The organism is Streptomyces sp. NPDC007917 (assembly GCF_042959105.1).
Taxonomy (GTDB): domain Bacteria; phylum Actinomycetota; class Actinomycetes; order Streptomycetales; family Streptomycetaceae; genus Streptomyces.
On sequence record NZ_JBIBKK010000005.1, the window covers coordinates 428141 to 440048 of the forward strand.

10 protein-coding genes and 1 pseudogene are annotated in these 11908 nt (G+C 69.5%); 1 reads left to right on the plus strand and 10 read right to left on the minus strand.

Features of this window, described 5'->3' with window-relative positions; genetic code table 11:
- Positions 1-38 precede the first annotated feature (38 nt).
- A pseudogene (locus tag ACFZDL_RS12330) lies at positions 39-653 on the minus strand (BTAD domain-containing putative transcriptional regulator); the annotation flags it as partial.
- Positions 650-1459, minus strand: a complete 810-nt coding sequence (locus ACFZDL_RS12335; protein ID WP_353592988.1) for a BTAD domain-containing putative transcriptional regulator — start codon at positions 1457-1459, stop codon at positions 650-652. The gene ACFZDL_RS12335 and the pseudogene ACFZDL_RS12330, both read right to left, overlap by 4 nt.
- A 461-nt stretch (positions 1460-1920) precedes the next feature.
- On the opposite strand from ACFZDL_RS12335, the gene ACFZDL_RS12340 reads away from it, so the two are divergent.
- Positions 1921-2115 (plus strand): hypothetical protein, encoded by a 195-nt coding sequence (locus ACFZDL_RS12340; protein WP_353592989.1) that lies wholly within the window; start codon positions 1921-1923, stop codon positions 2113-2115.
- A gap of 84 nt (positions 2116-2199) precedes the next feature.
- Here ACFZDL_RS12340 and ACFZDL_RS12345 read toward each other — a convergent pair whose 3' ends face one another.
- From ACFZDL_RS12345 to ACFZDL_RS12380, 8 genes are all read right to left on the minus strand, one after another.
- Positions 2200-2916, minus strand: a complete 717-nt coding sequence (locus tag ACFZDL_RS12345) for an ABC transporter ATP-binding protein (protein WP_353592990.1) — start codon at positions 2914-2916, stop codon at positions 2200-2202.
- The gene (locus ACFZDL_RS12350; protein ID WP_353592991.1) at positions 2913-3800 is read right to left on the minus strand and encodes an ABC transporter ATP-binding protein; all 888 of its coding nucleotides are present in this window, start codon (positions 3798-3800) and stop codon (positions 2913-2915) included. The genes ACFZDL_RS12345 and ACFZDL_RS12350 overlap by 4 nt, the downstream gene beginning before the upstream one ends.
- A 5-nt stretch (positions 3801-3805) precedes the next feature.
- A complete protein-coding gene (locus ACFZDL_RS12355) occupies positions 3806-5554 on the minus strand; it encodes a branched-chain amino acid ABC transporter permease (protein ID WP_353592992.1) in 1749 nt (582 codons plus the stop codon).
- 13 nt (positions 5555-5567) lie between these two features.
- Positions 5568-6500: a branched-chain amino acid ABC transporter permease gene (locus tag ACFZDL_RS12360; protein WP_353592993.1), complete on the minus strand. Its 933-nt coding sequence runs from the start codon at positions 6498-6500 to the stop codon at positions 5568-5570.
- A 101-nt stretch (positions 6501-6601) separates the two neighbouring features.
- Positions 6602-7837, minus strand: a complete 1236-nt coding sequence (locus tag ACFZDL_RS12365) for a branched-chain amino acid ABC transporter substrate-binding protein (protein ID WP_353592994.1) — start codon at positions 7835-7837, stop codon at positions 6602-6604.
- A gap of 418 nt (positions 7838-8255) precedes the next feature.
- On the minus strand, positions 8256-8690 hold the full coding sequence (locus ACFZDL_RS12370) for a hypothetical protein (protein ID WP_353592995.1): 435 nt from the start codon (positions 8688-8690) through the stop codon (positions 8256-8258).
- Positions 8691-8845: 155 nt separating this feature from the next.
- On the minus strand, positions 8846-9361 hold the full coding sequence (locus ACFZDL_RS12375; RefSeq protein WP_353592996.1) for a hotdog fold thioesterase: 516 nt from the start codon (positions 9359-9361) through the stop codon (positions 8846-8848).
- Between the two features lie 80 nt (positions 9362-9441).
- A complete protein-coding gene (locus ACFZDL_RS12380; protein ID WP_353592997.1) occupies positions 9442-11736 on the minus strand; it encodes an FdhF/YdeP family oxidoreductase in 2295 nt (764 codons plus the stop codon).
- Positions 11737-11908: the final 172 nt, after the last annotated feature.

Sequence of the window (11908 nt, forward strand, 5' to 3'; positions counted from 1 at the left end):
GCCTCTGTCGTACGGCTCGCCTCGTGGAGGGCCTGGGCCAGTTGGGTGCGGAACGGCTCGTGGTGGGGGTGTTCGTCGGTGAGTGCGCGCAGTTCGGGGATGACCCGGCCGGGTCGGCCGAGCCGTAGGTTGGCCTCGATGCGCAGGGACAGCGCATCCAGGCGCTCGGCTTCCAGCCGCCGTGCGTGTGCGGCGAGGCGGGGGCCCGCGGTGACGCCGGCGAGGGCGGGGCCGCGCCACATCTTCAGCGCGGTGGTGAGCAGGTCGTGGGCGCGTTCGTAACGGGCCTCGCTCAGCTGGGTTCTGGCGTCGTCGAGCAGCGCGGTGAACCGGGGCAGGTCCACGTGCTGGGGGTCGACCAGGAGGGTGTAGCCGATGGGGTGGGTGGCCAGCAGGCGCCCTCCCGCGTCGGGCCCGCCTGCCTGGGCGATGCGGCGGCGCAACTGGCTGACGTAGGTGTGCACTTGGGCTCGGGCGGTGGCCGGCGGGGAGTCGCCCCACAGCTCTTCGCTGAGCGTTTCCATGGGTACGGGGCGTCCGCTGCGGAGCAGGAGGGAGGCGAGGAAGGTGCGGGCGCGTGCCGAGGTGGGGGTGACGTCGGTGTCGTTCACGAGCAGTTCGACGGGGCCCAGGAGCCGCGCTTCAGTTCTCATGGTGCGGCTCCGCCATGGCCATGGCCTGGGCCGTGGACGAGGCTGTCGCGCTGTTCGAGGAGCGCGGGGGCGCGCAGGCCGTATTCGCGCTCCCAGCGCTCCAGTTCATCCGTCACCAGCCGCAGGGCGCGGGTGTGGGCTCCGGTGGCGTGCAGGGCGCGGGCGAGCAGGACGACGATGCTCTCGTCGCCGGGGTGGCGGGTGTGGAGGTCCTGCAGTTCGGCCGTGGCGCGGGCGGCGGCGCCTAGAGCGAGCAGCGCGGTGGCGTGGCGTTTGCCGAGGTCGAGGCGGATTTCGGCGAGGCTGAGGCGGACGCTGCGGATGTAGGCGGAGGGCTGGAGGTCGGCGACGGGCTCGCCGCGCCACAGGTTCAGCGCGGTGTCGTAGCGGGTGAGCGCGGTGCTGGTGTCGCCGTCGCGCTGGGCTGCCTCGCCGTCCTCCAGGAGGCGGTGGAAGACGGGTACGTCCACGGTGTCCGGGGCGGTGTGCAGGACGTAGCTCACCTGGTCGGGGGCGTGTCCGGGGTGGGTGACCAGACGGGGGCCGTCGGCTGTCCCGTCGGTGAACTGCCGCAGCAGTTGCCGCAGATGGTGGATGTGGACGTGGACCGCCTGGGTGGCCGAGACGGGAGGCGGACCCGCCCAGATGCGCTCACGCAGCGTGGCGATGGTGACGGCCTGTCCCGGTGAGAGCAGCAGGATGGCGAGCACTGCCCGCCGCTGCGGGGGGCCGAGGGTGATGTCCTTACCGTCGTGGGCGGCCCGGACGGGCCCCAGGAGGTCGAATCGGAGGGATATCGCCCTCACCCCTCCCGTGAGTGCCGGCGCTGTGAGTTGGCGTGTGATTGGCGATCGATGAAAGCCAGCCTAGCAGTACGCTTAGTGGACGTTAAGTGGCTGCAGAGGAGAAGCAGAGCGGAAACAGAGCGGGGAGGGGAAAGGGCGGAGGACATTGCCTCATCTGGACGTTCATCAATCGTCTATAGGAGGCGGGCACTCTGATTGAGCAGTGCGCTTGCGACATGCCTAGTCCAGCGTGCGCTCAGGCAGGGCCTCCGGGGGTGGTAGCCCGGGGCGCCCTGCCTTGCCGTGCTTCTGCGTAACTACGGGTAACTCTGGCCTAACCGAGCCCACTTCGGCTACCGTCATGTCCAACTCGCCGCGTGTCGCGGGGACTCCTGGCTCTCCTACCAAGGGCCTGCGTGGAGTCCTTTGCCGTCCGTGTGCCGGGAGCTGGACTAGGCAGAGTCGAAGGAGCGTGTGCTGCGGTGTATCCGGATTCTCTTGTGTGGTTGCTGGCCGGGGTCGTGGTGATCCTGGCCTTCTTCGTACTGGTCGGCTATGTGGCCAGGGTGCTGCGGTCGGCGCAGCGGTTGCCCGGGGTGATCAGCGCCCTCGGGGTGTTCGTCGGGGTGCTGCCGGCGATTCTCTACGCGCTGTACCGCGTGGTCGGCGTGGCCTGAGCAACAGACGCTTGAACCCCGAACGGACGAGGGCCTGTCCGTACCGCCAGGGTACGGACAGGCCCTCGATGCGTCGGGGGCGCGTCAGTCCTCGCCCAGGTAGGCCTTTCGCACCGACTCGTCGTGCAGCAGCTCCGAGCCCGTCCCCGACAGCACGATCTTGCCGATCTCCATCACATGGCCGTGGTCGGCGAGCGACAGGGCGGCCTGGGCGTTCTGCTCGACGAGCAGGATCGTGGTGCCCTGGGCCTTCAGTTCGGCGATCGTCTGCATGATCTTCTGCATCATGATCGGGGAGAGGCCCATGGAGGGCTCGTCGAGCATGAGCAGCTTGGGGCGGGACATCAGGGCGCGGCCCATGGCGAGCATCTGCTGCTCGCCGCCGGACAGGGTGCCCGCGGCCTGGGAGCGGCGCTCGCCGAGGATGGGGAAGAGGTCGTACGCCTTCTGTACGTCGGCGGCGATGCCGTCGGCGTCCTTGCGCAGGAACGCGCCGAGTTGGAGGTTCTCGGCGATGGTCAGCCGCGGGAAGATGTGCCGGCCCTCGGGGGAGTGGGCCAGGCCCAGGGCGACGATCTTGTGGGCGGGGATCCCGGTCAGCGGCTTGCCCTCGAAGCGGATGGAGCCGCCGAGCGGTTGGAGGAGGCCCGACAGGGTGCGCAGGGTGGTGGTCTTGCCCGCTCCGTTGGTGCCGATGAGGGTGACGACCTGGCCGGCCTCGACGGTGAACGAGATGCCCTTGACGGCCTCGATCTTGCCGTAGGCGACGCGCAGGTCCTCGACCTCGAGCAGTGCGGTCACTGTCCGTCCTCCGTACGTGCTGTGGTGCTCTTCGGGGTCCCGTCCGGCCCGGTGTCCTGCTGCGCCTCGGCTGCCTCGATCTCGGCGGCCTCCTCCGCGCCCGGGTCGCCCTCGAAGGGGGTGCCGATGTAGGCGGCGATGACGCGCTCGTCGCTCTGGACGACGTCGGGGGTGCCCTCGATGAGCTTCTGGCCCTGGACGAGCACGGCGACCCGGTCGCAGAGGTTGAAGATGAAGCGCATGTCGTGCTCGATGACGAGGACGGCGGTGCCCTGGTCCCGGATGGCGAAGACCAGTTCCTCGGTGGCCCGGGTCTCCTGCGGGTTCATGCCGGCGGTGGGCTCGTCGAGGAGGAGCAGACCGGGGTCGCTGGCGAGCGCCCGGGCGATCTCCAGCTTGCGCTGTTCGCCGTAGGGGAGGTTGCGGGAGAGGTGGTCGGCCTTGTCGGCGAGGCCGGTGAACTCCAGCAGCTCCATGGCGCGTTCCTTGGAGGCGGCTTCGGCGCGTTTGAAGCCGGGGCCGCGCAGAAGGGCCGACCACAGGCCTTCCTTGGTGCGGGTGTGGCGGCCGACGAGCACGTTCTCCAGGACGGTCATGTTGGCGAAGAGCCGGATGTTCTGGAAGGTGCGGGCGACGCCGGCCTGGGTGACCAGGTGGGGCTTGGGCGGCAGGACGCCGCCCTTGTAGGTGACGCTGCCCTCGGTGGGGACGTACAGCCCGGTCAGGCAGTTGAAGAAGGTGGTCTTGCCGGCGCCGTTGGGGCCGATGAGGCCGACGATCTCACCGGAGTTGACGGTGAGGTCGACGGAGCGTACGGCGGTCAGTCCGCCGAAGCGCATGGTCACGCCGCTGGCGCTGAGCACGGGAGAGGTGGTGGTCGTCATGTCTGTCACGCCTCCGCCTTGGTGACGCCGACGGCGTTGCCGGAGAGCTGGGGCTGGTCGGGGACGTCGAGCTGGCCTGTCTCGTGGTATTCGAGCTGCTGACGCCGGTTGGGGATGATCCCTTCGGGGCGGAAGCGCATCAGGAGGATGAGCGCGATGCCGAAGGCGAGGAGCTGGTAGTCCTGGAGGAATTCCAGCTTCTTGGGGATCAGGAACAGGAGCGTGGCGCCGAGGAGAGGCCCGCCGATCGTGCCCATGCCGCCGAGGATGACCGCGGCGAGCAGGAAGGTGGAGTTGGGGGGCACGGGCCCGGCGAAGACGTACTGCTCGGGCACCACGGTGGTCTGGACGTGCGCCCAGACGGTGCCGGCCACACCGGCGAGGGTGGCGCCGAGGGCGAAGGCGATGAGCTTGACGCGGAAGCCGTTGATGCCCATGGCGGTGGCGGCGGTCTCGTCCTCGCGGATGGCGACCCAGGCGCGGCCGATGCGGGAGTTGCCGGCGCGGCTGAAGACGAGCACGACGACGACCGTCACCAGCAGCATCAGCAGGAAATAGTTGGCGTTGGAGTCGAGCGTGCGGCCGAGGACGGTGTGGTCTTCGTCGAAGTTGAAGCCGAAGATCTCCAGCGGCGGGATGTTGGGGATGCCGTTGGGGCCGTTGGTGACGGAGGGGCCGGAGTCGCCGTCGAGGTTCATCATGGCGATGCGGAAGATCTCTCCGAACCCGAGGGTCACGATGGCGAGGTAGTCGCCGCGCAGCCGCAGAGTGGGCGCGCCGATCACGACGCCGAAGATCAGGGAGACGACGGCGCCCGCGATGACGGCGGCCCAGAAGGGGAAGTGGACGTCGATCGTGGAGGAGGTGGCTCCGGAGACCAGGGCCGCGGTGTACGCGCCGACGCCGAGGAAGGCGACATAGCCGAGGTCGAGGAGGCCGGCCAGGCCGACCACGATGTTCAGGCCGAGGGCGACGGTCGCGAAGATGAGGATGTTGACGCCGAGCTCGGTGTAGCTGGCCTTGTCCTGGGTGAACGGGAAGGCCACCGCGGTCACCAGGGCCGCGAGGAGGGTGACGGAACGGTACTTCCCGGTGAGCGCGCCCATGCGGGCGACGATCCCGGCCTTGAAGAGGGCGGCGGCGGCGAATCCCACGGCGATCAGATAGCCGAGGAACGGCTCGGGGTGGTCGGGGTCGGTCTGGATGCCGTAGTTGACGACGTAGAGCCCGATCGCGAAGACGGCGGCGATGATCAGGATCTCGGCCCAGGAGGGCAGCTCCGCCGGGCGCTTGAGCGGCCGGGTGTCGTTCGGGATCAGGAGGGACGCGAGGGGGATGGCGCTGCCGATGGCGGCGACCCAGGCGCCGGGTTCCCAGTTGGCCAGGCCGCCGAGGTCGACGGCGATGGCGATGACGGTGAACCAGGTGGTGGCGAAGGCGCCGAGGGCCATGAGCCGCAGGGCCTGGGTGGAGCCGGCGGGGGTGAGCCAGCGCAGCCCGCGCAGGTCCATGGAGGCGAGCGCGAAGACGGTGGTGAGCAGGCCCAGCACGAGGGTGAGGATCTGCAGGCCGCCGGGGTAGCCGTTGAAGGTGAGGTCGCCGGGGAACTCGTCGGTCCAGGTCCAGGCGAGGAAGGTGGAGACGAAGGTGGCGAGGCCGCCGACGGCGGTGATCGCGCGCAGCATGGTGGCGCGGGACCCGGTTTGGGCGGTCGGGGTGTTCTCACCCGTGGTCTTGCTGGTGTCGGTGCTCATGTGTGGTCCCTCCTCACGCCCGGTCCGCCACGCGTTCGCCGAGCAGGCCCTGTGGCCTGACCAGCAGAACGACGATGAGCAAGGTGAAGGCCCAGACGTCCTTCCAGGCGCCGCCGCCGAGCTGTTCCATGCCGGGGATGTCCTGGATGTACTTGATGGCCAGTGCCTCGGCGATACCGAGCACGACTCCGCCGAGCATGGCGCCGTAGATGTTGCCGATGCCGCCGAGGACGGCGGCGGTGAAGGCCTTGAGGCCGGCGATGAAGCCCATCTCGAAGTTGATCTGGCCGTACTTCAGCCCGTGGGCCAGCGCGGCGACGGCGGCGAACGCACCGCCGATGGCGAAGGCCATCACGATGATGCGGTCGGTGTTGATGCCCATCAGCTTGGCGGTGTCGGGGTCCTGCGCGGTGGCCTGCATGGCACGTCCGGCGCGGCTCTTGGAGACGAACAGGCCCAGGGCCAGCATGCACACCGGGGCGGCTATGAGGAGGAAGACATCGCCGCGCTGGATGTGCAGATTGCTGAAGATCTCCAGGGACTTGCCCTCGAACTGCGGGAAGCTGCGCGGCTTCTTGGCGTCCGGATAGAAGGCCCAGACGGCCTGCTGCAGTGCGATGGACAGGCCGATGGCGGTGATCAGGGGGGCGAGCCTGGGCCCGCCGCGCAGTGGCCGGTATGCGAAGCGCTCGGCGGCGGTGGCGATGGCCACCGAGGCGACGACTCCGCCGATGAGCATGAGGGGCAGGGCCAGGGAGAGCGCGGTGCCGCTGGGGAGCCAGATGTAGATGGTGAGGGCTCCGAAGCCACCGATCATGAAGATCTCGCCATGGGCGAAGTTGATGAGCTGGACGATGCCGTAGACCATGGTGTACCCGATGGCGATCAAGCCGTAGAGGGCGCCAAGGGTCAGGCCGTTGACCAGCGTTTGCGGCAGTTCGTGCACCGCAGGGCCTCCGATGAGCGTGTCGGATATGACACCGCGCGGGGGCGCTGTTGCGCCTCCGCGCGGCTGGGGGGTTGGTGCTTGCGGGTCAGTCCGAGAGGTCAGTCCTTGAAGGTTCGGCTCGTCGCGTCCGTCCAGGCGCCCTTGACGACCTTGTAGACCGTGAGCTGCTTGTTGGTGGTGTCGCCGTACTGGTCGAAGGAGACCTTGCCGGTCACACCGTCGAAGGAGACCTTGTTCAGGGCTTCGGTGATCTTGGCGCGGGCGTCGTCGGGCAGCTTGCCGTCGTTGTCGTTCACCACGGCCTTGACGGCCTGGATGATCGCCCAGCCGGCGTCGTAGGAGTAGCCGCCGTAGGCCGCGTAGGGGTCCTTGTAGCCCTGGGCCGCGTAGTCCTTGACGAAGGCCTTGGCGGAGGGCAGCTTCTCGACGGGGTAGCCGACGGAGGTGGCGTAGTCGCCGTCGTTGCTGGTGCCCGAGGCCTTGATGAAGGCGGGGTCGTAGATGCCGTCGCCGCCCATGATCGGGACGTTGGCCCCGGCCTGCTTGACCTGGTCGGAGAGGAGGCCGCCCTCGGGGTACTGGCCGCCGAAGTAGACGGAGTCGGCGCCGGAGGACTTGACCTTGGCGGCGACGCCGGAGAAGTCGGTCTCCTTGACGGTCAGGTGGTCGGTGCCGACGACCTTGCCGCCGAGCCGCTTGAACTCCTGGGCGAAGATCTTGGCGAGGCCGGCGCCGTAGGTCTGCTTGTCGTCGACGACGAAGACCTTCCGCTTCTTGGCGTCGTTGTAGTAGTACTGCGCGGCGAAGCGGCCCTGGATGACGTCGGTGGTCGCGGTGCGGAAGTAGGTCTTGAACGGCCGGACCTTCTTGCCGGAGGCCCAGTCGTCGCCCTGGCTGAGGGCCGGGTTGGTGTTCGCGGGGGAGACCTGGGCCAGGTCGGCCTTGGCGAACACGCCCTGCATGGACTGGGCGACTCCGGAGTTCAGCGGGCCGACCATGCCCAGGATCTCGTCGTCGTCGACCATCGAGGTGGCGTTCGTCTTTCCGGACGAGGGCACGGCCTGGTCGTCGAATTCTTTGATCTTGAAGGTGACGCCGGGCACCTCGTTGTTCTTGTTGGCCACCTTGGTGGCGAGGTCGACCGAGTTCTTGATGCCCTGGCCGAGGGCGGACAGGGAGCCGGTCAGCGGGGCGTCGACACCGATGACGACGGTGGTCTTCTTGTTGTTGTCGCCGTCGCTGCTGTCGCTCTTGTCGCGCGACCCACAGGCGCTGAGGGTGAGTGCGCCCGCGGTGATCGCGGTCGTGATGATGAGCAAGGAACGGTGTCGCACGAGGAATCCTTTCCCTGGCCGGCCCCCTACCTCTGGGTGCCGGGTCCTCGCCGGAGGTCTGAAACGGCCGTCGGATGTTGGGTGAACACCCGACGACGTGGTGACTGGCTGTGACTCTAAGCGCGTCACGCAGCGGGGGGCAGAGGTGCAGGCAATGATGTGACTGTCTTGTTATGCCATAAGTCATCAGGGCGTGTTCGTGTAGCGGAACGTAAGGGACAAATGGGGCATGTCAATGCAATCCATAAGGTCCGGATGCTGAGAATCTGCAGTTCCGCTAAGCAGTGCGGGGGACTGGCGTGGGATGTGCGGACTGGCGTGCGATCATGTACACGAAAAGATCGACACTACAGGTCTCCGACTAAGTCAATACGTAGTCTCGCATTGCCTGAATGTTACGGAGTGTTACGCCCGACGGTCATGACGGCGGGCGCCAGTTCTCCGAGCTGTGGGTCGCTCCGCGCGCGTCCGTACAGCGCCGCAGGGTCTCCTGTCCGATCAGCTCCCTGGCGGCCGCCGTGCCGCGCCGCTTCCGCTCCGCGCGGGCGGCGCGCACGATGTCGTCGTAGATCTCGTACTGCTGGTTGGACAGCCCCTTCTGCTCCCAGTCGAGCCCGGCCCATCTGCTGCCCAGCAGGTCCTGCTCGGCCCAGTACGAGATGAGGTCGAAACACAGTTGGACCGGTGAAGTCGCCTGGGCGGTGGGGGCCTTGGCCGAGGTGTGCGGGGCGGGGGCGGGGCGGGACCGGTGGTCGGTGCACGCGCTCGCGGCCGCGGCGAGCGCCAGCGCGAGGGCGCAGGCGGCGGCGGGACGGGTCCGCGTGCGGGTCGATCGGCGGGTTGGTGCCCCCATGGGGAAACGGTAGAGCCGCCCCGGCGGGCAGGCAACGGCCGTGCGCACGGCGGCCGTTCGGGTCGCGGGACAGGGGCTGTGGGGCCGGGCCGGGGCCGGGCGGGCCCGGCGGGGCGCCCTGCCAGGGCCGCCCTGCCAGGCCCGCCCGGCGGCCGTCAGCGCGCCGAGCCGCCCTCGGGCCCGCCGGCGGCGGGCAGGTTGGTCAGCGCCTGGTTCACGTCGACCTCGCGCAGCAGGCAGGTCAGCCGGGCCGTGCAGACGCGCCGGTCCTGTTCGTCGGTGATGACGATCTCGTACGTGGCGGTGGAACGGCCCCGGTGGACGGGCGTGGCGACACCGGTCACCAGGCCGGAGCGGACCCCGCGGTGGTGGGTGCAGTTGAGGTCCACGCCGACGGCGATCCTGGAGCTGCCGCCGTGGAGCATCGAGCCGACCGAGCCGAGGGTTTCGGCCAGCACCGCCGACGCGCCGCCGTGCAGCAGCCCGTACGGCTGGGTGTTGCCCTCGACCGGCATCGTGCCCACCACGCGCTCGGCGGAGGCCTCGATGATCTGCACGCCCATGCGGGTGCCGAGGTGCCCGGCGGAGAACAGCGCGGGGAGGTCCACGCCGAGCGCCGCGTACTCGTCGATCACCTCTTGCGGGAAGGTCGCACCGGTCTGCTCGCCCATGGGGTCCTGCTCCATTTCGCTCGGGTGTCCTGCCGTCGTTGTGCCGATGGCCGAATCCTGCCAGTCGACTGAGCAAACGCTTAGGCGGGGTCGCTTGATTCCAGACGCACCACCACGGACTTGCTGGCGGGGGTGTTGCTGGTGTCGGCCGTGGAGTCCAGCGGGACCAGGACGTTGGTCTCCGGGTAGTAGGAGGCGGCGCAGCCGCGCGCGGTCGGGTAGTGGACGACGCGGAAGCCGGGCGCGCGGCGCTCGGTGCCGTCCGTCCACTCGCTGACCAGGTCCGCGTACGAGCCGTCGGCGAGGCCGAGCTCACGCGCGTCCTCGGGGTGGACCAGCACCACGCGGCGGCCGTTCTTGATGCCCCGGTAGCGGTCGTCCAGGCCGTAGATGGTGGTGTTGTACTGGTCGTGGGAGCGGAGGGTCTGCAGCAGCAGCCGGCCCTCGGGTGCCTTCGGGTACTCGACGGGCGCGGCGGTGAAGTTGGCCTTGCCGGTGGCGGTGGGGAAGGAGCGGGAGTCGCGCGGGGCGTGCGGCAGCGCGAAGCCGCCGGGCTTGGTCACCCGGGCGTTGAAGTCCTCGAAGCCGGGGATCACGGCCGCGATGCGGTCCCGGATCGTGCCGTAGTCCTTCTCGAACTCCTCCCAGGGGGTGCGGCTTTCGGCCCCCAGCACCCGCCGGGCCATACGGGCGACGATGGCGGGCTCCGAGAGCAGCCCGGGGCTCGCGGGTGCGAGGCGCCCGCGCGAGGCGTGCACCATGCCCATGGAGTCCTCGACGGTGACGAACTGTTCGCCGCCGCCCTGCAGATCGCGCTCGGTGCGGCCGAGCGTGGGCAGGATGAGCGCCCGCGCGCCGGTGATCACATGGGACCGGTTGAGCTTGGTGGACACATGGACGGTGAGCCGGGCGCGGCGCATCGCGGCCTCGGTCACCTCGGTGTCGGGGGAGGCGGCGACGAAGTTGCCGCCCATGGCGAAGAAGACCTTGGCCTGCCCGTCGCGCAGCGCGCGGATGGCCCGTACGACGTCGAAGCCGTGCTCCCGGGGCGGGGCGAAGCCGAACTCCCGCTCCAGGGCGTCCAGGAAGGCCGGGGCGGGGCGCTCGAAGATGCCCATGGTGCGGTCGCCCTGCACATTGCTGTGTCCGCGCACCGGGCACACACCGGCGCCGGGGCGGCCCACATTGCCGCGCAGCAGCAGGAAGTTGACGACCTCCCGGATGGTGGGCACCGAGTGCTTGTGCTGGGTCAGGCCCATCGCCCAGCACACGATGGTGCGCCGGGAGGCGAGGACCATGTGCAGCGCCCGGTCGATCTCGGCCCGCTCCAGGCCCGTGGCGCGCAGGATCTCGTCCCAGTCGGCGGCGCGCGCGGCCGCGGCGAACTCCTCGAACCCATGGGTGTGCTCGCGTACGAACGCCTCGTCAACCGCGCCGGGGGTGGTCTCGGCGGCCTCCAGGATCAGCCGGTTCAGGGCGCGGAAGAGGGCTTGGTCGCCGCCCAGCCGGATCTGCAGGAAGAGGTCGGTGAGCGCGGTGCCGCCGCCCACCAGGCCGCGCGGCGTCTGCGGGTTCTTGAACCGCTCCAGGCCCGCCTCGGGCAGCGGGTTGATGCTGATGATCTTCGCGCCGCCGGTCTTCGCCCGCTCCAGCGCGGAGAGCATCCGCGGGTGGTTGGTGCCCGGGTTCTGGCCGGCCACGATGATCAGATCGGCCTGGTGCAGGTCGTCCAGCAGCACGCTGCCCTTGCCCACGCCGAGGGTTTCGGTCAGCGCCGAGCCGGAGGACTCATGGCACATGTTCGAGCAGTCGGGCAGGTTGTTGGTGCCGAATTCGCGGGCGAAGAGCTGGTAGAGGAAGGCGGCCTCGTTGCTGGTGCGCCCCGAGGTGTAGAAGACGGCCTCGTCGGGGGAGGCGAGGGCGGTCAGCTCCTCGGCGATGATCTCGAAGGCGCGATCCCAGGTCACCGGCTCGTACGACGCGGCGCCCTCGGGCAGGTACATCGGCTGGGTGAGGCGCCCCTGCTGGCCGAGCCAGTAGCCGCTGCGGGTGGCGAGGTCGGCGACGGGGTGGGCGGCGAAGAACTCGGGGGTGACGCGGCGCAGCGTCGCCTCCTCGGCGACGGCCTTGGCGCCGTTCTCGCAGAACTCGGCCTTGTGGCGCTTGTCCCCCTCGGGCCAGGCGCAGCCCGGGCAGTCGAAGCCGTTCTTCTGGTTGACCCGCAGCAGGGTGAGCGCGGTGCGGCGCACGCCCATCTGCTGCTGGGCTATCCGCAGGGTGTGGCCGATGGCCGGCAGCCCGGCGGCGGCGTGCTGCGGTGCGGCCACCTCGGGTGCGTCCTGCACTGGGTCGCCCGCGGGCGGCTTGGCTGCCATGTAACTCACCTTCCGTGGCTTTGCGGTGCGTGACGGTGCAGTATCATTCTGCTGTCTCTTCGGGGATCGGTTCGGGCTGGACCGCAACCCCTTCGGGTTGGAAGCCCGCTGCTTCGGCGGTGAGCGGAGTCACGTCGCTTCTCCCTACGCGAGTGGCGAAATGCCCGCCCCC